Origin of the sequence: Duganella rivi, assembly GCF_009857435.1 — a bacterium.
Classification (GTDB): Bacteria; Pseudomonadota; Gammaproteobacteria; order Burkholderiales; family Burkholderiaceae_D; genus Rugamonas; species Rugamonas rivi.
In genome coordinates this window covers 82,560-102,814 of the sequence record NZ_WWCK01000005.1, presented here as the reverse complement: position 1 = coordinate 102,814, position 20,255 = coordinate 82,560, and the positions used below count along the sequence as shown (strand labels likewise).

At 63.1% G+C, this 20,255-nt stretch carries 20 protein-coding genes; 12 read left to right on the top strand and 8 right to left on the bottom strand.

The annotated features are described in order from the left end of the window. Positions 1 to 50: 50 nt before the first annotated feature. The gene (locus GTP45_RS16605; RefSeq protein ID WP_229258512.1) at positions 51 to 1,085 is read left to right on the top strand and encodes an extracellular catalytic domain type 1 short-chain-length polyhydroxyalkanoate depolymerase; all 1,035 of its coding nucleotides are present in this window, start codon (positions 51 to 53) and stop codon (positions 1,083 to 1,085) included. Positions 1,086 to 1,088: 3 nt separating this feature from the next. Here GTP45_RS16605 and GTP45_RS16600 read toward each other — a convergent pair whose 3' ends face one another. Further along, the gene (locus GTP45_RS16600; RefSeq protein ID WP_161014999.1) at positions 1,089 to 1,697 is read right to left on the bottom strand and encodes a hypothetical protein; all 609 of its coding nucleotides are present in this window, start codon (positions 1,695 to 1,697) and stop codon (positions 1,089 to 1,091) included. 145 nt (positions 1,698 to 1,842) lie between these two features. Between GTP45_RS16600 and GTP45_RS16595 the strand changes: the two genes are divergently transcribed. Continuing rightward, entirely contained in the window at positions 1,843 to 4,641 is a 2,799-nt protein-coding gene (locus GTP45_RS16595) for an ATP-binding protein (protein WP_161014998.1), read from the top strand. Here the strand turns inward: GTP45_RS16595 and GTP45_RS16590 are convergent. Beyond that, complete coding sequence (locus GTP45_RS16590; RefSeq protein ID WP_161014997.1) at positions 4,602 to 5,090, bottom strand: DUF2306 domain-containing protein; 489 nt, start codon at positions 5,088 to 5,090, stop codon at positions 4,602 to 4,604. The genes GTP45_RS16595 and GTP45_RS16590 overlap by 40 nt on opposite strands. Positions 5,091 to 5,338: 248 nt before the next feature. Here GTP45_RS16590 and GTP45_RS16585 point away from each other — a divergent pair, with 248 nt between their 5' ends. Together GTP45_RS16585 and GTP45_RS16580 are read left to right on the top strand one after the other, a co-directional pair. After that, entirely contained in the window at positions 5,339 to 5,959 is a 621-nt protein-coding gene (locus tag GTP45_RS16585) for a cysteine hydrolase family protein (RefSeq protein ID WP_161014996.1), read from the top strand. 26 nt (positions 5,960 to 5,985) lie between these two features. Continuing rightward, the gene (locus GTP45_RS16580; RefSeq protein WP_161014995.1) at positions 5,986 to 6,699 is read left to right on the top strand and encodes an SDR family oxidoreductase; all 714 of its coding nucleotides are present in this window, start codon (positions 5,986 to 5,988) and stop codon (positions 6,697 to 6,699) included. A 1-nt stretch (position 6,700) separates the two neighbouring features. Here GTP45_RS16580 and GTP45_RS16575 read toward each other — a convergent pair whose 3' ends face one another. After that, a complete protein-coding gene (locus GTP45_RS16575; protein WP_161014994.1) occupies positions 6,701 to 7,963 on the bottom strand; it encodes a putative Na+/H+ antiporter in 1,263 nt (420 codons plus the stop codon). Positions 7,964 to 8,077: 114 nt separating this feature from the next. Between GTP45_RS16575 and imuA the strand changes: the two genes are divergently transcribed. After that, positions 8,078 to 8,773, top strand: a complete 696-nt coding sequence (gene imuA, locus GTP45_RS16570; protein WP_161014993.1) for a translesion DNA synthesis-associated protein ImuA — start codon at positions 8,078 to 8,080, stop codon at positions 8,771 to 8,773. Continuing rightward, complete coding sequence (locus GTP45_RS16565; RefSeq protein WP_161014992.1) at positions 8,700 to 10,178, top strand: Y-family DNA polymerase; 1,479 nt, start codon at positions 8,700 to 8,702, stop codon at positions 10,176 to 10,178. The genes imuA and GTP45_RS16565 overlap by 74 nt, the downstream gene beginning before the upstream one ends. A gap of 8 nt (positions 10,179 to 10,186) precedes the next feature. Here GTP45_RS16565 and GTP45_RS16560 read toward each other — a convergent pair whose 3' ends face one another. Then, the gene (locus tag GTP45_RS16560) at positions 10,187 to 10,375 is read right to left on the bottom strand and encodes a DUF1653 domain-containing protein (protein ID WP_161014991.1); all 189 of its coding nucleotides are present in this window, start codon (positions 10,373 to 10,375) and stop codon (positions 10,187 to 10,189) included. A 13-nt stretch (positions 10,376 to 10,388) separates the two neighbouring features. On the opposite strand from GTP45_RS16560, the gene GTP45_RS16555 reads away from it, so the two are divergent. Continuing rightward, positions 10,389 to 11,147 (top strand): alpha/beta hydrolase family protein, encoded by a 759-nt coding sequence (locus GTP45_RS16555; RefSeq protein ID WP_161014990.1) that lies wholly within the window; start codon positions 10,389 to 10,391, stop codon positions 11,145 to 11,147. Here GTP45_RS16555 and GTP45_RS16550 read toward each other — a convergent pair. Continuing rightward, positions 11,144 to 11,482 carry a hypothetical protein gene (locus GTP45_RS16550; RefSeq protein ID WP_161014989.1) on the bottom strand — a complete coding sequence of 113 codons (339 nt, stop codon included), beginning with the start codon at positions 11,480 to 11,482 and terminating at the stop codon, positions 11,144 to 11,146. The two genes, GTP45_RS16555 and GTP45_RS16550, sit on opposite strands and share 4 nt — an antisense overlap. A 56-nt stretch (positions 11,483 to 11,538) precedes the next feature. After that, positions 11,539 to 13,413 carry a M61 family metallopeptidase gene (locus tag GTP45_RS16545; RefSeq protein ID WP_161014988.1) on the bottom strand — a complete coding sequence of 625 codons (1,875 nt, stop codon included), beginning with the start codon at positions 13,411 to 13,413 and terminating at the stop codon, positions 11,539 to 11,541. A 185-nt stretch (positions 13,414 to 13,598) separates the two neighbouring features. Between GTP45_RS16545 and GTP45_RS16540 the strand changes: the two genes are divergently transcribed. The 5 genes from GTP45_RS16540 (at position 13,599) to coaD (ending at position 18,932) form a co-directional block, all read left to right on the top strand. Further along, positions 13,599 to 14,054, top strand: a complete 456-nt coding sequence (locus GTP45_RS16540) for an Hsp20 family protein (protein ID WP_161014987.1) — start codon at positions 13,599 to 13,601, stop codon at positions 14,052 to 14,054. A 142-nt stretch (positions 14,055 to 14,196) separates the two neighbouring features. Continuing rightward, positions 14,197 to 15,687 carry a DegQ family serine endoprotease gene (locus GTP45_RS16535; RefSeq protein WP_161014986.1) on the top strand — a complete coding sequence of 497 codons (1,491 nt, stop codon included), beginning with the start codon at positions 14,197 to 14,199 and terminating at the stop codon, positions 15,685 to 15,687. A gap of 19 nt (positions 15,688 to 15,706) precedes the next feature. Next, on the top strand, positions 15,707 to 16,366 hold the full coding sequence (locus tag GTP45_RS16530) for a response regulator (RefSeq protein WP_161014985.1): 660 nt from the start codon (positions 15,707 to 15,709) through the stop codon (positions 16,364 to 16,366). Between the two features lie 8 nt (positions 16,367 to 16,374). Next, positions 16,375 to 17,751, top strand: a complete 1,377-nt coding sequence (locus GTP45_RS16525) for an ATP-binding protein (protein WP_229258510.1) — start codon at positions 16,375 to 16,377, stop codon at positions 17,749 to 17,751. A gap of 32 nt (positions 17,752 to 17,783) precedes the next feature. Continuing rightward, positions 17,784 to 18,932, top strand: a complete 1,149-nt coding sequence (coaD, locus tag GTP45_RS16520) for a pantetheine-phosphate adenylyltransferase (protein ID WP_161014983.1) — start codon at positions 17,784 to 17,786, stop codon at positions 18,930 to 18,932. Here the strand turns inward: coaD and GTP45_RS16515 are convergent. Both GTP45_RS16515 and GTP45_RS16510 read right to left on the bottom strand, forming a co-directional pair. After that, the gene (locus GTP45_RS16515) at positions 18,925 to 19,431 is read right to left on the bottom strand and encodes a hemerythrin domain-containing protein (protein WP_161014982.1); all 507 of its coding nucleotides are present in this window, start codon (positions 19,429 to 19,431) and stop codon (positions 18,925 to 18,927) included. The genes coaD and GTP45_RS16515 overlap by 8 nt on opposite strands. 101 nt (positions 19,432 to 19,532) lie before the next feature. Further along, positions 19,533 to 20,255, bottom strand: a complete 723-nt coding sequence (locus GTP45_RS16510) for a tetratricopeptide repeat protein (protein ID WP_161014981.1) — start codon at positions 20,253 to 20,255, stop codon at positions 19,533 to 19,535.

Sequence of the window (20,255 nt, the reverse complement as noted above, 5' to 3'; positions counted from 1 at the left end):
TGCGCGCGGCAGCTTTCCGGTAGACTGATTTGCAACAGGAGGACGTTGCGATGAAAGTCAACACCGGCAAGCTGCTGCGAAGCCTACTCCGCGCCGGCGCCCGCACGGCCAAACTAATCACCACCGTCACCGCCGCCGCAACCACGCCGCCTAAGCCAAAGCGCAAACGCGCCGCCGCCAAGCCCCGCGTTGTGGCCACAGTGCGCGGCGGCGTCACCACGCACGCTCCGGGCAAATGGCTCTCCTCCCACGTCCTCACCGCAGCCGGGCAGCAAATGCGCTACTGGCTCTATCTGCCAAACAGCCTTTCCCCGCCCGAAGGTCTGATCGTCATGCTGCACGGCTGCCAGCAAACCGCCACTCAATTCGCCCAAGGCACGCGCATGAACCTGCGCGCCGAAAAACACGGCTACGCAGTCCTCTATCCGCAACAACTCACCAGCCACCACGCCCAACGCTGCTGGAAATGGTATGACCCCGCCACGCAAGCCGGTGGCGGTGACGCCCCCACTATCATCAGCATGATCCACAAGGTGACAACGCAATACGCCGTCAACCGCCGCCGCATCTACGTCGCAGGCATCTCGGCCGGCGCCGGCATGGCCAACATCCTCGCACTGAACCACCCAAGACTATTCGCCGCCGTCGGCCTTCACTCCGGCCCCGTGTTTGGCGCAGGACGCAACGCACTCACCGGCATCGGCATCATGCACCATGGCGCCGGCCCGCGCGCCGACGTCGCCGCCCACGAAATCCTGCTCCGGCAACCGGACTTCCCCGGCATGCCCGCCATCCTGCTCCAAGGCGAAAGCGACACCGTCGTTCGTCCCGTCAACCAAGCGCAATTAGCGCGCCAAAGCCTGCTGCTAAACCGCCTCACCGGCCCAGCGAAAATCACCAGCAAGCCACGCAGCACCATGCACGACTTCTACGCCGGCCGAAAGCTCATGCTGCGCGTGGCCCGCATCGAACAACTGGAACACGCATGGAGCGGCGGCGACGCAACGCAACCCTTCACCGCCAAGGCAGCCCCCGACGCCAGCAAGATGATGCTGGAGTTTTTCGCGCGTCACCAGCGTCCTTGAAACCTACGGCAAGGAATCGGCCAACTCGGCGCCTAGCAGCCATGCGCAATCGGGCGCAGTGGAAGAAATTTTGAGATGGCTGCCGTTGTCCCTCAAGACGGCGCCGAGCAGGCGGGCGAGGGGCATGTCCTCTTCGCGTGCCTGCACGTAGCAAGCTGGCGCACCGGCATGGCGGGCCGCCAGGCTAAGCATCATCCTGGCGTCGCTGCACGCGACCATGAAGCCGGTGCTTGCCGTCGTGGGCAGTCCAGGATCCAAGGCGGTATCGCCATCCACTTCGATCATCAGTGGCGTTGCCATGCCGTCGGCAAGCGGCAGCCCCTCGCCAATGACCGCGCCGCCAGCGAGGACGGCGCTTTCCTGGCAGGCACTGCTGGCAGCAAATGCGCCGGCGAAAGAACGGCCGTGCATGCACTCGGTGTAGCTCTCGCGCAGGTCGACGATGCCTGTGCCGTCGAGCACGAACACAGGGCCAATCACGAGGCCGGGTATCGGTGGATTCAGCAGTAAATCCACGATCGCGCGCGCAGCGTCTTCGGCGCATGAGTTCAAGGCCTCGGGCAAAATGAAGACCGGGCAGAACTTGGGCTGAGTGGCGGGTAGGGCGTCCATGGAAACTATTGTAGAAAGAATTGATCGCAGGCGTGACTAAAGCGATATAAATTCGTGTTAACTGCCCCGGCGTACCCATAACAGGGAATTGCGGTATTTCCCTCAGAAGGTAACAATGGTGGAAACTGACGACACAGGAAACATCATGGAAAACGCTGGCGCCGCCCACGTTGAGCCTGAGCTAGCCTTTGGGCCGTATCGCCTTGCCCCGTCGCACAGGCTGTTGCTCAATGATGGGCGGCCGGTACAGCTGAGCGGGCGCGCCTTCGATTTGCTGCTGGCCCTGATCGAGCGGGCCGGCGAAGTCGTGAGCAAGGAAGAGCTCATTGCGCGCGTCTGGCCGAGTACCGTGGTCGAAGAAAACAACCTGCGCGTTCACATAGGGACGCTCAGGAAAGTACTGTGTCCAGACGACAACGGCATGCGCTACGTGGAGAACGTTGTCGGGCGCGGCTATAGCTTTGTTGCGCCGGTCACCCGGATTTCTCATGATATCCGTACCACCGTCCTGCACAAGGACATCGTGCGTTTGCCCATGCTGCAAACCCGCCTGATCGGCCGCGACCAGGTCTGTGAGCAACTGGCGGGCCTGGTGGGGGAGCATCGCTGCGTCACCATCGTAGGCCCCGGCGGCATCGGCAAGACAACGGTGGCGCTGGCGGTGGCGGAGACGCTGGCGCCGATATTCGCTGAACACGTCTATTTCCTCGACCTGGCGCCGGTGACCGATGGCCGGCTGGTGGTCAGTACGGTGGCGGTGGCGCTGGGCCTGCCGGTGCTGGGCGACGACCCGCTGCCGTCGCTGCGGGCCTTCCTGCGGGACAAGCAAGCCATCCTGATTTTTGACAGTTGCGAGCACGTCCTCGACTCGGTCGCCGGGCTGGTCGAGCAACTACTGGCGGATAGCCCGCCGCTGCATATTCTGGCCACCAGCCGCGAGCCCTTGCGCGCTGCCGGCGAGAGGCTGCTGCGGCTGGAGGCGCTGGCCGTGCCGCCGGCGGCTGTCTCGCGCGACGACGCGCTGTTATATCCCTCGGTACAACTGTTCGCCGAGCGCGCCATGGCCAGCATGAATGGCCTTGAGCTTTCCGCTGAAAATCTACGGCACATCGTCGACATATGCCGGCGCCTCGATGGCATTCCCCTCGCAATCGAGCTGGCGGCCGGGCGGGCCGATTTCTTCGGCATTGCCGGGCTGTCGGCGCAGTTGGCGGACTGTTTCAACACGCTGGTTCGCGGCCGCCGCACGGCGTTGCCGCGCCATCAAACCTTGCGCGCGACACTGGATTGGAGCTTTGACCGGCTGCCTGCCGATGAGCAGCTGCTGCTACAGCGCTTCGCCATCTTCAGGGGAAGTTTTACGCTGGAGGCGGCCGTCGACATCGCCACCTGCGACGGCATCACCAAGGCCAAGGCGCTGGAGGGATTGGCCAACTTGCACGCCAAGTCATTGCTCAGCACGGAGGCTGACCAGGACACCATGCAGTACCGCTTGCTGGACACGACGCGCGCCTATGCCGGCGAAAAACTTGCCGATGCGGGCAGCACGAATATGATGGCGCGCCGCTATGCCGACTACTGCTGCCGGCTGCTCGGCAACGCCCAGCCGGACTGGGAATCGCGCTCCACCAAAGACTGGCTGGCCCAGTATGGCCGCAGCATTGATCACGTGCGCGCCGGCCTGGACTGGGCCTTCGGCCCCGGCGGTGATGCGGTGGTGGGCGTCACGCTGACCATGCTGTCGGCGCCGCTCTGGTACCAGCTCTCCCTGATGAGCGAATATCGCCAGCGGCTGGGAACGGCGCTGGCGGCCGTTGCGCGCGACCATCCCGGCGAAACCCGCTGGGAAATGCAGCTGAACCTGGCACTGGGGCACACGCTGCTGCACACGCACGGCGGCGACGCCGAGTGCACCACGGCGTTCGCCACCACGCTGCGGCTGGCCGAGCAACTGGCCGACATCGGCAGCTACATGCGCGGCCTGTGGGGCGCCTTTACGGATGCCATCTTCCGCGGGGACTACGCGCACGCCCTCGGCTTCGCGGAGCAATTCGGCAGTTACGCCAACCAGTACGCCGGGGAAGCCGAAAAAGTCATTCACGCGCGCCTGAAGTCGCTGGCGCTGCACTACCTCGGCAGGCAGGACGAGGCCCGCACCTATGCTGACCTGGTGGCGGCCCACCCGTTGACGCACGCGGCGCGGGCGCAAAACAATGGCTTCCAGTTCGATCAGCGCGTCTCATCGCTGGCCATCCAGTCACTGGTGCTGTGGATGCAGGGCTTCCCGGAGCAGGCCATGAAGGTGACCAGCGCTGCCGTCCAGGAAGGGCAGGAAGTGGGGCACAGCATCTCGCTGTGCTTTGCGCTGACGGTCGGCTGTTCTGTCGCCTCTTGGAGCGGAGCCAAGGACGTGCTTCTGCGGTGGACGGCCATGCTGCTCGACCTGTCCAGCCGCGCCATGCTGCCGAACTGGCATTACTGGGGCCGGCTATTCCAGGCGGCCTGGCTGCTTGAATACGCGCCGCATGACGGCGCGCGCGAGCCCTTGAGCGTGCTTGAGCAAAGTCCGTTCTTCGGGCCGCTGCAAGCGGAGGTGATGGCCAGCTTGCATCCTGCGTTGCTGACGCAGCATGCAGTCCAGCGCGCTGCGGATGGCCGCGCCGGCTGGTGCCTCGCGGAGATCGTCCGCCACCAGGCGCTGTCCACCAGCGATGCGGCGGCCGCCGAATCGCAACTGCAATCAGCGTTGCAGATCGCCCGCGCCCAAGGCGCAAGGGGATTCGAGCTGCGGGTGGCAATGTCGCTCGCGGCCCTGTGGTACGGGCAAGGGCGGGACGAATCCGCCTTTGCCTTGCTCAAGCCGGTTTATGAGCAGTTTGATGAGGGCCACGGCACGCGCGACCTTCAGGCGGCGGCAGCCTTGCTGGCCGACTTGCGGCCATGATTGAGGCGGCGCACTTGCAGCGTTGCGCCGATCACCAGCAGGATCAGCATCACGCCGGTAATGGCTTTCAGCTCGGGCGCTTCCGCGTCTGCGAGTAGCGGGGCGCCTGCCGGCAAGCGGGTCAGCGTCTCGGTCACCGCCGGGATCATGTGGAAGAAGAACGTCACCGACAGCAGCACGGCTTGCAGCGCGACGCGCTCGCGGATCACCCACGCGGCGGCCAGCACGATGAGCGTAAGCACCCCCAGCGCATGCGGCTTGCCGAAACCGCCATGCTGGAAGATGCCGAAGCCGGTCAGGCAGGTCAGCACCGTCATGACCAGGTAGGTTTTACCGGCCCCGTTGCTCAGGTCGATGCGCTTGTCGCGCGCCAGGCCGATCACTCCTGCGCCGACTGCGACCAGGCTAATCGCGGTATGGATGACACCTAAAGACGTTAATCCCAGCATGATGCGCCTCCTGATAATGGTAGTGGGTTACATGGGAATCCTGCACAGATCCCATGATAGGGAGACGCGTCGCCAGGTGTTAGTAAAACGAAATAAATCCTTATAAATGGTCTTGCCGTGCGGCATGCCCAATCTTCTCCTTAGCAAGGCTTAGCAAAGATTTACTCGCGCCGTAGGCCTTTGCCTCACTAAACTTTGAACCACACCGGGCACCTTGTGAACCACTCATGCAACAAAAGGAGAATGCAATGAGCAGCGCCAAGTACGCAGCATCCGACACCGCCTTGCTGCTGGTCGATCCCTACAACGACTTTCTGAGCGAGGGCGGCAAGCTGTGGCCGCCGGTGAAGGAGAGTGCGGAGGCACAGAACCTGGTGCCGAATATGAAATCCGTGGTGGCCGCCGTGCGCGCGGCGGGCATCCGGGTTTTTTATGTTCCCCATCATCGCGCCGAGCCGGGAGACATGGATCACTGGCAGTGCGCCACGCCCTACCAGCAAAGCGCGGCCAAGATCCAAGTGTTCGGCAAGGACACCTGGGGCGGCGAGTGGCACCCGGATTTTGTCCCGCAAGACGGCGACATCATCGCCAAGGAGCACTGGGCGTCCAGCGGCTTCGCAAATACCGATCTCGACATCCTGCTGCGTCAGCACGGCATCCGCAAGGTGATCATCATCGGCCTGCTTGCCAATACCTGCATTGAGACCACCGCGAAGTTTGCCATGGAGCTGGGCTACCAGGTCACGCTGATCACTGACGCCACGGCGGCCTTCAGCAAGGAAGCGATGCATGCGGCGCACCACATCAACGGCCCGACCTATGCCAGCGCAATTCTCTCGACGTCAGCCCTGCTGCACGCTTTGAAATAATTTTGAAACCACAAGGAGTATTCAACATGAAAATCGAACAATCGATCGTGCTGGTAACGGGAGCGAATCGCGGCCTGGGATTGGCGTTTGCCCGCGCCTTGGTCGCGCGTGGCGCTAAAAAAGTATATGCCGGCATGCGCGACACCGCCGGTTTTAGCGAGCCGGGAATGATCGCGGTCAAAGTGGATCTGCATGATCCGGCAAGCATTAAAGCGGCGGCGGAACAATGCGGCGACGTGAACTTCTTGCTTAACAATGCCGGCATTGCCCGCTACGAAAAGTCGGTACTTGATCCGGCGGGCTTGGACGACGCCCATGCCATGTTCGATACCAATTACTTCGGCACCGTGCGCGTGACGCAAGCGTTTGCGCCGGCGCTGCTGCGCAACGGCGCAGGCGCGATTCTCAACGTCTTGTCGGTGGCGTCGTGGATCGCCAAGCCGCTGCTGGCAGCGTACGCCGCTTCGAAGTCGGCCGAGTGGAGCTTCACCAACGCCTTGCGTGTTGAGCTGAAGGAGACCGATATCCTGGTTAGCGGCATGCATGTCGGCTTCATCGACACGGATCTCACCAAGGATCTGCAAGTGGCCAAGCTGACCGCGGAGTCGGTGGTGAATACCGCGCTGGACGGTATCGAGGGCGGCCTTGAAGAGATTATCATCGATGATGTCTCCAAGGCCGTGAAGGCGAGCCTCAGCGCCGCCAACGCTGTTTATCTGGCCCCGCCCGATATCAAGTAGCTTAAAGCAGCAGGAAAGCCAGCGCGGCGACGGCGGTTGGCAGGAGGGCACCGGCCAGGAGGCCCAAGGTGCCGATCGATTCGTCGCGGAAACCGCGGCGTAGCAGCGAGGCGCCGGCTGGATTGGGGGCGTTGGCGATGACGGTCAGGCCGCCGCCCGTGACTGCGCCGGCCACCAGCATGTATTGCGCGTCCGCCGAAATGCCGTTGATCAGCGAGCCGAGGTAGGTGAGGGCGGCGTTGTCGGTAATCGCAGTCAGGCTCATCGCGCCGAAGAACAGGGCCAGCGGCGACAGGCTTTCGACGATCGGTTGCAGCCACCATTGCTGCATCCCGCCCAGCACCACCAGCCCGGCGAGGAAGAAGCCGACCAGCAGCCCTTCTTTGATAATCAATGGATTTTGATAGCGCTGGTAAGCGCTGGTGAAGCCGAGGAATAGCATGAAGATGCCGAGGAATAGCACTGGGTGATGGCCCAGCACCACCAGCGCCGCCAAGAATCCGAGGTGAATGAGTGCCACGGCCAGCGGCACTGGTAGCTTAGCATCTCCCGCCTCGCCAACGCCGGTGCCGGCTGCTCCGTGCAAATGCTTGCGCAGTAAAAAGCTCATCGCCGTGGCGTTGATGATGACCGCCACCGCCGCCTTCCAGCCGAAGTGCGCCGCCATGTAGGCGCTATCCCAATTCCACGTGCCGGCCACCATCAGCACCGGCGGCGCGGCATACGCCGTGAGCAAGCCGCCGATCGAGATGTTCACGAACAGCACGCCCAGCGCCGCGTACTTCAACCACTCCGGCATGCCGTCGCGGAAGATCAGCGGCGCCAGCATCAGCGCGGCCAAGGTCATCGCGGCTGGCTCGGTGATCAGCGATCCGGTCAGCGGCACCAGCGCCAGACCCAGCCACACCAGCGCCAGTTCCGTCGCCACTGGCATCTGCTTGGCAATCCCCAGCAACACCCGCTGCACAATCTCCAGCACCGGCCGCGAGGCCGCCACCACCATCACCACGAACACGAATAGCGGCTCGGTGTAGTGGCGCGATTCTGCGTAAGCAATCGCGGTCTGGCCGCCGTTGAGCAAGGCCATGGCCAGCATCAGCATGAAGGCCCAGAAGCCGAACACCACCTCCACCTCGCCCAGCAAGTGGAACAGCCCGGCATGGCGCGGATAGCGATGCGACAGCATCTCGAACGATTTGGCGGCAAAAGTGTGCAGCAGCGCCAAGCCGAACAGGACGGCGCCGACCAATTGTATGGTTTGCAAAGTGCTTCCTTTGATAATGAGCTTGACCGCATGGTACAGCAAACGTGAATAAACCTTGCCAAATCAGAGTTCAAAGAGTACTGTGTATTTATACAGTATTTGCGATACAATGCCATGACACTCCCGGAAGCCGTGCACCCGTCCCTGTGGCGGGCAGATCAACTCGCCCGTAGCACCACGCGTTGCATGGACACTGGCTTTGCCGCCTTGTCCGCGCAGCTGCCCGGTGGCGGCTGGCCGGTGGGCACCTTGATCGACCTGCTGGTGCAGCAGCACGGCATCGGCGAGTTGCGCCTGTTGCAGCCGGCCTTGGCCGCGCTGGAAAAACGGCCCATCGTGCTGCTGCAACCGCCGCACGCACCGCAAGCGCTGGCGCTGGCGGCCTTGGGCATCGAGCCGTCGCAACTGCTGTGGGTGCGCAGCGGCGCCAAGGCCAGCGATGCGCTGTGGGCCGCCGAGCAAATCCTGCGCAGCGGCTGTTGTGGTGCGCTGCTGCTGTGGCAGCAGCATGCGCGCGGTGAAACGCTGCGCCGCCTGCACCTGGCGGCGCAAAGCGGCGAGACCTTGTTCTACATGCTGCGGCCGTTGGCGGCGGCGCAGGAAGCTTCACCCGCGCCGCTGCGGCTGTCACTGAAACCGGCGGCGGGCGGCCTCGACATCGGCTTTGTGAAGCGACGAGGGCCGCAGCGCGACACGCCCTTGTTCTTACCCTTAACGCCTTCTTTGCTTCAACGCCATGCGCCTCTGGATCGCTCTACACCTGCCCCGGCTCCCGCTCGAGGTATTTTGCCCGCGCTGGTCGGCGGATAACTGCACCGTCGTGCTGGAGCAGGAGCGGGTGATGGCGCTGTCCGATGCCGCGTATGCAGCGGGCGTGCGGCCGGGCTTGCGGCGCGGCGGCGCCATCATGCTGGCGCCGCAAGCGCAGTTCCAGCAGCGCGCGCCGGAGAAGGAGAGGGAGGCACTGCAAGCGGTTGCGCTGGCGCTGCTGCAATTCACGCCGCAACTGGCAGAGGCGGAAGAGGCCACGCTGCTGCTTGATGTCGGCGCCAGCCTGCGCCTGTTTGGCGGCATCGGCGCCTTGTGCCGCAAGGTGGCGCACAGCGTGCGCGCGCTGGGCTTTACCGGCTCGCTCAGTTGCGCTCCCACTGCGCGCGGCGCATGGTTGCTGGCGCGCAGCAATGGCGGTCGCACTTTGAAGATGGCCTCGCTGGAGCGCCGCCTTGATGCACTGCCGGTCGACTTGCTGCCACCGGCACGCCCCTACCTAAGCTGGCTGGAGGGCATAGGCTGCATGACGCTAGGCGAGCTATCCCGCTTGCCGCGTCCCGGCTTGCAGCGCCGCTGCGGCCGTGCCTTGCTGGACATGCTGGACGACGCCCACGGCGCGCGTCCCGAGTTGCACGAATGGATGGCGGCCCCAGCCAGCTTCCACGCCAGGCTGGAATTATTCGATCGCGTTGAAAACGCCGAAGCCCTGCTGTTCGGCGCGCATCGCCTGCTACTGCAACTGACCGGATGGCTGAGCGTGCACCAGTTGGCCGTCGAACGCATCCGCCTGCTGCTCGACCACGAGCGCGGCCGCACTGCCGGCCCGCCCACCGCCATCGATATCGTATTGGCCGAGCCCACGTGGAAAGACACGCACCTCGTGCGCCTGCTGAAAGAACGCCTTGCCAAGCAAGAACTGGATGCGCCGGTTATCGGCCTGCAGCTAGAAGCGCCGCAAGTGCAGCCGATGGCGCCGCTCAGCGATTCACTGTTCCCCGAGCCGGGCGGCAGCAAGGAAGACTGGCAGCGATTACTGGAATTACTGGCCGCGCGGCTAGGCCCGGAGAACGTACTGCAAGCCGTGCCCAGCGCCGACTACCGCCCCGAGCAAGCCAACACATGGCTCAGCATCCAGCAAAAAGTGCGTCCTGCCGAAGCGCGCGCGCAACTGCCGCCGGACATGAGCAGTCTGCCGCGCCCAACATGGCTACTGGCGAAACCCATCCCGCTGCTGATGCGCGACCACCGACCCTACTACGGCTCGCCGCTACGCATCCGCTCCACCGGCGAGCGCATCGAAGCGGGCTGGTGGAGCGATATGCAAACCCGCGACTACTTCATGGCCCAAGGCGAAGACCACGCCCACTACTGGCTATTCAAGGAACGCGACACCAGCGCCAAGGAACCCGAGCCGCGCTGGTATCTGCAAGGATTCTTCGGATAATTTAACGCTTAATCGATCGGCTTGAAGCGCTGCACCTGCTTGCCATCAACCTCGATCATCTCGAAGAACACCTCGCGCGGGCGGCACCAGATGCTGCCGTTGGCGGCGCGATATACAATCATGGTCGAGAGGTCGGATTCGAGCGTGGCTTCGCACACCAGCTCGTAGATTCCGCCTTTGTAGTGTTGGTAACGCATTGACTATTCCTCTATGAAATCACAACGACAAGAATTTATTGGCGCGCACGGCCACAAGCTGGCAGCGCGCCTCGACGCGCCGGACGGCGAGGTCAAGGCCTACGCGCTGTTCGCCCACTGCTTCACTTGCGGCAAGGACGTGTTTGCCGCGCGCCGCGTGGCGCAGGCGCTCACCGAACACGGCATCGCCGTGCTGCGCTTCGATTTTACCGGCCTCGGCGATAGTGAGGGGGAGTTTGCCAACACTAACTTTTCCTCCAACGTGGCCGACTTGGTCGCCGCCGCCGATTTTCTACGCGCCAACTACCAGGCGCCGCGCCTGCTCATCGGCCACAGCCTCGGCGGTGCCGCCGCGCTGGCGTCGGCCGCGCAGATGCCGGAAGTGAAGGCCGTGGTCACCATTGCCGCGCCCAGCACCACCATCTCCATCACCGGCATGTTCAGCCAGCACCTGGATGAAATCGCGCGAGAAGGCGAAGCGGAAGTGCAACTGGCGGGACGGCCGTTCCGCATCAAGCAGCAGTTCGTGGAAGATGCGGGCGAGCACAATTTGAAGGGGATGATCGCCGGTCTGCGGCGCGCGCTGCTGGTGATGCACGCGCCGGGCGACGACACGGTCGGCCTGGCCAACGCCATGGAAATTTTCACGGCGGCCAAGCATCCGAAAAGTTTTATTTCGCTCGACAGCGCCGACCATTTGCTGACGCAGCGTGAAGATGCTGCCTATGTCGCCAACCTGATTGCGGCCTGGGCCGACCGCTACCTGTTTTAGAAGTCTTCCGACAAGTCTTTCCAGCCCTTGCTGACAGCAAAAGCGGTGAACTCGTCCGGCGCTTCCAGCACCAGCAAACGGCCTTCCTGCAGCACCGGATCGCCGGCGGTCAGCTCCGGGCCCTTGTAGCCGACGGTGCGCAGCTGTGCCACCACCGCGCTGATCAGCGCCTTGTCTTTGTGCAAGCCGCTAATCGGCGCCTTGAAGTCGACGTAGACGTCGATGGCGCCGTAACCTTCGTCGAAGATGCGGATCGCCTTGGCGTCGTGGGCACGGCCGGAGCCGTCGGTGGCCTTGAAGGGGCCGCTTAGTTGGATGTCGGTGTCATTGTTCATGGACGCAGCATACACCAAACGCCACGATCAGCAAGGCCCCCTGGTGTTGCCGAAAGTTACTGCAACGGTTGCAGAATCGCTTCAAGACGGTCGGTCGTACCGTCGATGCGCTCAAGGCGCGGATACTTCAGGCCATCGTGGTAGTCCAGCGCCACGGTTTGATACAGCGCGCCTTTTTTGATCAGCAGGTTGATGGGTTCTTTCGAACCCTTGGCCGCCGTTACCGCTGCGCGCAGCAGTTCCGGCTTGTAGGCGCGGCCGTTCACCGCCACCACCACGTTGCCGCCGGCCAGGCCGGCCTTGAAGCCCACGCCCTCCCACTGGAAGGCTTCCAGCTTGCCATCGGCTGCCACCGAGAAGCCCAGCGAGTATTGGAAGTTGGCCGACTTGCTCAGGTCTTCCTGCGCCTTGAGGAAGTCGGTTGGTTTTTCGGTGTAGACCAGCTTCCAGCCGGCGCGCGCCAGGCCGTCCAGCGGTGCGCCCGGGCCGTGGCCGTCGAGGCGGCTGCGCAGGAATTGTGCCCAGTCGTAAGGCTGCACCGCATTGAGGGCTTTCACCACGTCTTCAAAGGTGTAGTGCTTGGCGACATTGACGCCGTCATCGACACCGAAGAAGCTGCGCGCGAAATCGTTGAGCGATTTTTTCTCGCCCGACAGTTCGCGGATCTTGGTGTCGGCATCCAGCCAGATCAGTTCGCCTTCCGAGTAGTAATCCTCGGCACGCTGCCAGTTGTTCCAGCCCTGTGGACGGCGCGCGTTGACGATAGGATCGTTGACGGTGTCTTGCACGGCGCGCCATTCGCGGCCCTTGACGTTGTCGTAGCGGGCGGCGGTGGCGGCGATCAGGTCGCGCGTGTGTTCGGCCTTGATCAGGCCCGAGCGCGCGGCCAGCACCGCGCCCCAGTACTGGGTCTGGCCTTCGTACACCCACAGCAGTTCGTTTTGCAGCGGGGTGTTGAAGTCCGGGACGTTCTGGCCGGCAGGGCGGCGGAACTTGCCGTTCCACGAGTGGGTGAATTCGTGCGACAGCAATTCGCGGCGTGCTTCGTACTTGTTCCACTCGGTGAAGTAGCCGAGCTTGACGCCGTTCTCGCTCGACTGGTGGTGCTCGCGGCCGATGCCGCCGAATTCATCGCTGATCGCGAACAGGAAATCGTAGTGCTTGTAGTGCTGCGAGTTGAACAGCTTGTAAGCCTGCTGCACCATCTCGCGGTGCGGCGCGATTTGTTCAGGCGTTGCTTCCAGCTGTTCCGGCGAGTCGGCCACCACGTTCAGGCGCACCGGGATTTTCGCGCCCGGATCGAGGTCGATCTGGCGGAAGTAGCGGCCGGCAAACAGCGGCGAGTCGATCAGGGTTTCCAGATCCAGCGGCTTGAAGGCGACTTCATCACCTTTGCGTTCCTGCTGCTCCAGCGCGCTGCCGAACTGCCAGCCGGCCGGCACGGTCAGGTTCGGCTGCACGGTGATCTTGCGGCTGTTGTAGCCGGCCGGGTACAGCGTGACCGATTGCCATTGCACGCCGAGGATATCGTTGGTCATGGTGGTGCGGCCTTGATTCGGCTCGACCGGCGACAGGTACTGGAACTCCACGTCCACGCTGCTGGCGCCCTTCGGCACGGTGAAGCTGAAGGCGTACACATTCACCGGATCGCGCTTCCATTCCAGCGGCTGGCCGTTGGCGCTGACTTTCAAACCGGCGAACTGGTTGAGCGCGCCGCTCGGGCCGTGGTTACCGGGGATCCATTGCGGATACAGCAGCGTCAGTTTGCCCGGCTTGGCCGGGATGCTTTCGCGCACGCGGAAAATATTCTGGGCGGTGTTGGATGCATCCACTTTCAGGACGATGGTGCCCGGATAAGGCTGGTCGGAAGCGGCCTGGGCGCTGAAGGCGGTAGCCAGCACGGCGGCAAGTACGGCGCGGGTGAAGGACATAATTTTTTGATAAAACGGTTAACAAGAGGAAGAGTGTAGCACGCAGGAAACGAAAAATTTTTTTAAAAAACCTCTTGAAAGCATTTTGGGCCGACTTATATGGGGATCAGCGGTTGCCTGATTGTAGGGGCCGCGAGAGGGGAAACCTCCCCACCATATCGCTTAACTTGAAAAGGATATTTACCATGCGTACTTTTGACCTCGCCCCACTGTACCGTTCCGCCATCGGCTTCGATCGCCTGGCACAACTGCTGAACGACGCCCAGCGCAATGACACCCCTAGCTATCCCCCATACAACATCGAGCTGGTCTCGGATGACCAGTACCGCATCGTCATGGCACTGGCCGGCTTCAGCCGCGAAGAAATCGACATCACCTTCGAGCGTGACTCGCTGACCGTGGTGGGCCGCAAGCAGAAAGACGCCACCGAGCGTACCTACCTGCACCGTGGCATCGCCGCACGCGATTTCGAGCAGCGCTTCCAACTGGCCAACCATGTCAAAGTGACCGGCGCCAGCTTTGATAACGGCATGCTCACCATCGAACTGGTGCGCGAGATTCCCGAAGCGCTGAAGCCACGTAAAATCGTCATCAACGGTGGCGAAAACGTGACCGCGCTGGAGCAGCGCGCAGCTGCTTAATCCAGCTTTAATATCGTAGTTACAACTGGCCGGTTATCCGGCCAGTTTTGCGTTGTAAGCAGCTGTTTAGGTTAAGTAGGGCCTAAGTTTTTACCCTCATATTGGATACATCTAAAGTCTTCATTGTCATAGGAGAACCGTTATGTCCAACACTACTCTCAAGCGTGCCGCTGCAGCCGTCGCCATACTGGGCGTGGTCGGCGTGGGCGGTGCCGTCGTCGTCAAACAAAATGCTGCGGTTGCCGCCGCTACCGTGCCGGTAGCCGCTGTCGCGCCGGCCGCCACCCCGGCTCCGGTGGCGGCACCATCCATCTCCTTGCCAGACTTCAGCGTGATCGTGGCCCACAATGGCCCGGCTGTGGTCAACATCAGCGTGACCGGCAGCACCAAGACCGCTTACAACGGCCCGCAAGGGCGGGACGACCCGTTTGCCGACGATCCTTTCTATGAATTCTTCCGCCGCTTCCAGCAAGGCCCGCAGCGCGGCCAGCGCGCCCAGCCCACGCATGGCCTCGGCTCCGGCTTCATTATTAGTTCCGACGGCACCATCCTGACCAATGCCCACGTGGTGCGCGACGCCAGCGAGGTGGTGGTCAAGCTGACCGACCGCCGCGAATTCCGCGCCAAGGTGCTGGGCTCCGATCCGCAAAGCGACGTCGCCGTGCTGAAGATCGACGCCAAGAATTTGCCGGTGGTGCCGCTGGCGAAAGCCAACGATTTGAAAGTGGGCGAGTGGGTGCTGGCGATCGGCTCGCCATACGGCCTCGACAACACCGTGACTGCCGGCGTGGTCAGTGCCAAGGGCCGCGCGATCGGCGACGCCAGCGTGCCGTTCATCCAGACCGACGTGGCGGTGAACCCCGGTAACTCGGGCGGGCCGCTGTTCAACACGCGCGGCGAGGTGGTCGGCATCAATTCGCAGATCTATAGCCAGACCGGCGGCTATCAGGGCTTGTCGTTCGCCATCCCGATCGATGTGGCTAACAAGATCAAGAACCAGATCGTCGCTACCGGCAAGGTGGTGCACGGCAAGCTGGGCGTGACGGTACAGGAAGTGAACCAGGGCTTTGCCGATTCCTTCAACTTGGCAACGCCGGAAGGCGCGCTGATTTCGAATGTCGAGCGCGGCGGCCCGGCCGACAAGGCTGGCCTGAAAGCTGGCGACGTGATCCGTGCCATGAACGGTCAGAAGATCATCAGCTCGGCGGATCTGCCGTCGATGGTTGGACTGTCGAGCCCTGGCGAGAAGGTCACGCTGGACGTCTGGCGCCAGGGCAAACCGGTGCAGCTGACCGCCACCCTGGGCAACGCCAAGGACAAGGTGGCCGCGCAGGATGACGACGGCCCGGCCGACCAGGCCACTGCCAAGCTGCGCCTCGGCCTGTCGCTGCGCCAGCTCGATCCATCGGAGCGCCGTGAATCGGGCATCGCCAGCGGCTTGCTGATCCAGGATGCCGGCGGCGCGGCTGCCAGTGCCGGGGTGCAGCCGGGCGACGTGCTACTGTCCGTGAACGGCCGCCCGGTCAACAGCGTTGATCAAGTGCGCGAAGTGGTGGGCAAGGCCGGCAAGTCGGTGGCATTGCTGATCCAGCGCGGCGACGATAAAATCTTCATACCTGTCCGACTGGGCTAAGCAAATAACAAGGAAAAATATGCGACTTCTGCTGGTAGAAGACGACACCATGATCGGCGAAGTAGTGCTAGACCTCCTGCGGGCCGAGCACTACGCCGTCGATTGGGTCAAGGACGGCGACATGGCCGACACCGCGCTACAAACCCAGACCTACGACCTGGTGTTGCTGGATCTGGGCCTGCCGCGCAAGGACGGCCTTGAAGTGCTGCGCTCGATGCGCCTGCGCAAAGAGCTGACCCCGGTGCTGATCGCCACCGCGCGCGATGCCAAGGAACAGCGCATCGCCGGCCTCGACGCCGGCGCCGATGATTACGTGCTCAAGCCCTACGACCTCGACGAACTGCTGGCCCGCATCCGCGCCTTGCTGCGCCGTTCGGCCGGCCGTGCCGAGCCGGTGTTCGAGCATGGCAACGTCACGGTCAATCCGCAAACCCGCGAAGTCATGGCCGACGGCAAGCCGGTCAGCCTGTCGGCGCGCGAGTGGGCGGTGCTGGAAGCGCTGATTGCGCGGCCCGGCATCGTGCTGTCGCGGCACCAGCTCGAAGAAAAACTGTACAGCTGGAAGGATGAAGTCAACAGCAACGCGGTGGAAGTCTACATCCACGGCCTGCGTAAAAAACTGGGCGCGGAGCTGATTCAGAACGTGCGCGGCTTGGGCTACATGGTTCCCAAACTATGAAGGTGAAGATGCCGTCGTTGCCACGGGTGCCAGTGGTAACGCACTCGCTGCGCGGTCGCTTGCTGTGGTTCCTGTTGGCCGCCATCACCATGGCGGCCATCGCACAGGCGATGATTGCCTACCGCAGCGCGCTCAACGACGCCGACCAGATCTTCGACTATCACATGCAGCAAATGGCGATGTCGCTGCGTTCCAGCGCCACGCTGACCAACAAGGCGGCCGACACGGCAGCCGATCCCGAAAACGACGACCTCGTAGTGCAAGTCTGGACGCCAGACGGCGCGCAAGTGTTCCGTTCGCTGTCGCGCGCGGCCTTGCCGCAGCGGGCGGTGCTGGGCTTTTCCAACGTCAAGGTGAAGAACACCACCTACCGCATCTTCTCCGTCCAGACCTCCAACCAGACCGTGCAAGTGGCGCAGGATATGGCGGTGCGCCAGCGCATGGCCGGTACGCTGGCCTTACGTACGGTCGGCCCGATTGCCGTGATGGCGCCGGTGCTGATGCTGGTGGTGTGGTGGGTCGTGTCCGGCTCGCTGGCGCCGGTGTCGCGCGTCAAGCGGCAGGTGGCGGCGCGCCAGGCCGATGACTTGTCGCCGGTGTCGGAAAACGATTTGCCGGATGAGGTGCTGCCGCTGGTGCAGGAGTTGAACCTGCTGTTCGTGCGGGTGCGCACGGCGTTCGAGGCGCAGCAGCACTTTGTGGCCGATGCCGCGCACGAGCTGCGCACGCCGCTGGCGGCGCTGAAGTTGCAGGTGCTCAGCCTTGAGCGCGCGCCGGACGAGGCGGCGCGCAAGGTGGCGGTGTCGCGCGTGTCGGCCGGCATCGAGCGCGCCACCCGGCTGGTCGAGCAATTGCTGGTGCTGGCACGGCAGGAGGGGGGCATCGAGGAGATCAAGCTGGAGCCGGTGAATTTGAGCGAACTGGTCAAGCGCGTGCTCGGCGACATGAACGGCCTCGCGCAGGCGCGCCAGATCGACCTCGGCCTGCATCATGCCGACGAGGTGATGGTGGCGGGCCAGCAAGACGCACTGCTTATCCTGCTGCGCAACCTGGTCGACAACGCCATCAAGTACACGCCGGCCGGCGGCACGGTCGATATCGACATCCGCCGTAGCGTGCCCGCCACAAAAAATGCCAAGCCGCGCATCCTGCTGAGCGTGGAAGATTCCGGCCCCGGCATCCCGCCGGAAGAGCGCGAGCGCGTGTTCAGCCGCTTCTACCGCGTGCCGGGCAGCCCTGCTGGCGGCAGCGGCTTGGGCATGGCGATCGTGCAGTCGATTGCCGAGCGCCACGGCGGCGTGCTGTCGCTCGACCAGTCCGAGCGGCTGGGCGGCCTGAAGGTCAACGTCGATTTTCCCGAGACTAGCAAGCCCACTCCAGCTTAAAATGCCGTTTTAACACGGTGCTGGAGTGGCGCATGAAGAAAATCGGCTTTTCGGGAACCCTGGATCCGATCACCAACGGTCATATGTGGGTGATCAACGAAGCCCGTTCGCTGGCGGACGAGGTGGTGGTGTTCCTGTCCGAGAATCCTGCCAAGAAGCCCAAGTTCTCGGCCGAGGAGCGCAAGAGCATCATTGCGCTCAGCTGCGCCGAGCAGGGCTGGGACAATGTGTCGGTGGTGATCGTGCGCGGCGACTACACGGCGCGCGCGGCCAAGAAGCAGGGCGTCGAGTGCCTGATCCGCGGCATCCGCACCACCGCCGATTTCGATTACGAAAACCTGATCCAGCAAACCAACGTCGACGTGCTGCAAGGCGCCAAGACGGTGTTCGTCATGCCGCCGCGCGACCTGGGCTCGGTGAGCTCGTCCTTCGTCAAAGCGCTGGAAGGGCCGATCGGCTGGAACTGGATCATGAAGAAATTCGTGCCCGGCCCGGCCTACCATGCCTGGGTGCTGAGCTGGCTGCGCCGCGAGTGGGAAACGCTGTGGGATTACGCGCACCGCGACGCCACTGCCATTGCCCACGCCGACCAGTGGTTCGTGCAGCTGACCGGCCCGACTGCGTACGGCGGCACGGCGCGCCACTATCACAACCTCGACCACCTGGTGCACGGCCTGTGCGAGATCCGCGTGTGGGCGGCCAATACGCGGCCGGACCAGGCCGACGTGGACATCATCAAGCAAGCCTTCTGGTTCCATGACGCCGAGTACGGGCATAGCGGCGAGCCCGGCACGCTCAGCAACGAGGAAGCCAGCGCGCAACTGTGGCTGGGCAGCCATCTCGGACAAGAAATGGCCGATGCGGCCGAGTTGATCCGGGCTACCGATCACTTCCAGGAAGCATCGATCACGCACCGGCTCAAGGACATTTTGCTGTGTGTGGACTTGGCGATCCTCGGTCAGGACGACGAGGTCTACCAAAACTATGCGCGCGCGATCCGGCAGGAATACATCCACCTGCCGGATGCCAGGTATCGGGAGCAGCGCGGCGGGGCGCTGGCCCACCTGTGCCGTAAAGCGCAGGCGGGACAACTATTCCGCGATGCTTATTTTGCCGACCAGTACAACGAACGCGCCATCGACAATATGCAGCGCGAGATGGAGCGCCTGGCCGTTAAATAGGCGGCAGCTCGATGCTTTCCTTGCGGACGGCCATGGCCTCGCCTAGTTCTTCCAGGTCGAGCTTGGTCTTGCGCACTTTCGGGAACATCTCGCCTTCCTCTTCCTCAACGTGGTGCTCGATCATTTCCGACAGCACCTTGACTTTCGCGTCGAACAGATCGTCCGTTGGCTCCATGGTTTGGATCTGGGCGATCAAATCCTTGGCCGAGGCGTGTTCAACAACGGCTTCGTCCATCAGATCTTCATCCTTGATGACTTCGCGCACGGCGGGATAGAAAATCTCTTCCTCGATCATGGCGTGCTTGGTGAGCGCCTCGCAGATTTGCAGGGCCAGCTTACGCTTGCTGACATTTGCCCGATCGCTCAGCCCTTCAAACTGCTCGAACATCGCCTTCACCTCTTCGTGATCTTCGATCAGCAGGGCGATGGCGTCTTGCGGTTGGGTTTCGGTAGGAATAGGTTTCGGAATTTTATCTGACGATGTTGACGTGGTTCTCATGTTGGCTCCTTGCATGGCTAATGAACAGGCGGGGACTACCAATTCAGTCTAGGAGCCGCTCCAGGCCGGGTCTGTGCGCCGTCCCACGTAGGAGTGCCGTATTAGAAGCGATTCCAGTTGTTGCGGCGGTGTTCGCTCGCTTCCTTCATCAGGTGGCTGGCGCGCAGTTCGTCGCGCGGAGTGATCGCGTCGCCTAGCTGGACGGTCATGGCGAGTTCCTGGATGGCGGGCGGGTACTCGTGCTCGGCCGCTTCTTCAAGGAAATGGCGGGCCTTGGCACGGTCTTGCGCCACACCCGCGCCTTCGTTGTAGATGTTAGAGAGCAGGAACATGGCGTGCGCATTGCCAAGTTCGGCCGCTTGCGATAGCCAGTGCGCCGCTTGCACCGCATCTTGTTTCACGCCTTCGCCGTTCTTGTAGAGCAGCCCCAGCACCAGCGATGCTTTCGCGTGCTGGTGCTGCGCAGCCACCGTGTACCACGCCGACGCGGCAGCCGGCTCGGCAGGCACACCCAGCACGCCGATGCGCAGCATCTCGCCCAGTTGGAACGCCGCTTCCGTATCGCCGCCGCGCGCTGCTTGCTCAAACAGCTTGAGCGCATCGGCACGCTGCTTCGGACGCGACTGGTACAAGATAGCCAGCTCCCGCTGCGCCACCGGCATGTTTTGCTCGGCCCACGCCATGAGCTTGCGCTCGGCGTGGGCGTCGGCCTCTTGTTTGGCCTTCATGCCGATGACTTCGATCTGCGCCGAGGTCGGCTTCTCATGTTGGATCTGGCAGCCAAACAGAACGGCCGAGGCCAGCAGCGGGAGCAGGATGCGCAT

What these genes read in the sequence shown, in the direction of transcription:
- GTP45_RS16555 (WP_161014990.1), top strand. Translation starts at nt 10,389, where the DNA reads ATGAAATCACAACGACAAGAATTTATTGGCGCGCACGGCCACAAGCTG.
- GTP45_RS16590 (WP_161014997.1), bottom strand. Translation starts at nt 5,090, where the DNA reads ATGCTGGGATTAACGTCTTTAGGTGTCATCCATACCGCGATTAGCCTG.
- GTP45_RS16530 (WP_161014985.1), top strand. Translation starts at nt 15,707, where the DNA reads ATGCGACTTCTGCTGGTAGAAGACGACACCATGATCGGCGAAGTAGTG.
- GTP45_RS16580 (WP_161014995.1), top strand. Translation starts at nt 5,986, where the DNA reads ATGAAAATCGAACAATCGATCGTGCTGGTAACGGGAGCGAATCGCGGC.
- GTP45_RS16560 (WP_161014991.1), bottom strand. Translation starts at nt 10,375, where the DNA reads ATGCGTTACCAACACTACAAAGGCGGAATCTACGAGCTGGTGTGCGAA.
- GTP45_RS16595 (WP_161014998.1), top strand. Translation starts at nt 1,843, where the DNA reads ATGGAAAACGCTGGCGCCGCCCACGTTGAGCCTGAGCTAGCCTTTGGG.
- imuA (WP_161014993.1), top strand. Translation starts at nt 8,078, where the DNA reads ATGACACTCCCGGAAGCCGTGCACCCGTCCCTGTGGCGGGCAGATCAA.
- GTP45_RS16600 (WP_161014999.1), bottom strand. Translation starts at nt 1,697, where the DNA reads ATGGACGCCCTACCCGCCACTCAGCCCAAGTTCTGCCCGGTCTTCATT.
- GTP45_RS16605 (WP_229258512.1), top strand. Translation starts at nt 51, where the DNA reads ATGAAAGTCAACACCGGCAAGCTGCTGCGAAGCCTACTCCGCGCCGGC.
- GTP45_RS16545 (WP_161014988.1), bottom strand. Translation starts at nt 13,413, where the DNA reads ATGTCCTTCACCCGCGCCGTACTTGCCGCCGTGCTGGCTACCGCCTTC.
- GTP45_RS16585 (WP_161014996.1), top strand. Translation starts at nt 5,339, where the DNA reads ATGAGCAGCGCCAAGTACGCAGCATCCGACACCGCCTTGCTGCTGGTC.
- GTP45_RS16510 (WP_161014981.1), bottom strand. Translation starts at nt 20,255, where the DNA reads ATGCGCATCCTGCTCCCGCTGCTGGCCTCGGCCGTTCTGTTTGGCTGC.
- GTP45_RS16565 (WP_161014992.1), top strand. Translation starts at nt 8,700, where the DNA reads ATGCGCCTCTGGATCGCTCTACACCTGCCCCGGCTCCCGCTCGAGGTA.
- GTP45_RS16525 (WP_229258510.1), top strand. Translation starts at nt 16,375, where the DNA reads ATGCCGTCGTTGCCACGGGTGCCAGTGGTAACGCACTCGCTGCGCGGT.
- coaD (WP_161014983.1), top strand. Translation starts at nt 17,784, where the DNA reads ATGAAGAAAATCGGCTTTTCGGGAACCCTGGATCCGATCACCAACGGT.
- GTP45_RS16515 (WP_161014982.1), bottom strand. Translation starts at nt 19,431, where the DNA reads ATGAGAACCACGTCAACATCGTCAGATAAAATTCCGAAACCTATTCCT.
- GTP45_RS16540 (WP_161014987.1), top strand. Translation starts at nt 13,599, where the DNA reads ATGCGTACTTTTGACCTCGCCCCACTGTACCGTTCCGCCATCGGCTTC.
- GTP45_RS16550 (WP_161014989.1), bottom strand. Translation starts at nt 11,482, where the DNA reads ATGAACAATGACACCGACATCCAACTAAGCGGCCCCTTCAAGGCCACC.
- GTP45_RS16535 (WP_161014986.1), top strand. Translation starts at nt 14,197, where the DNA reads ATGTCCAACACTACTCTCAAGCGTGCCGCTGCAGCCGTCGCCATACTG.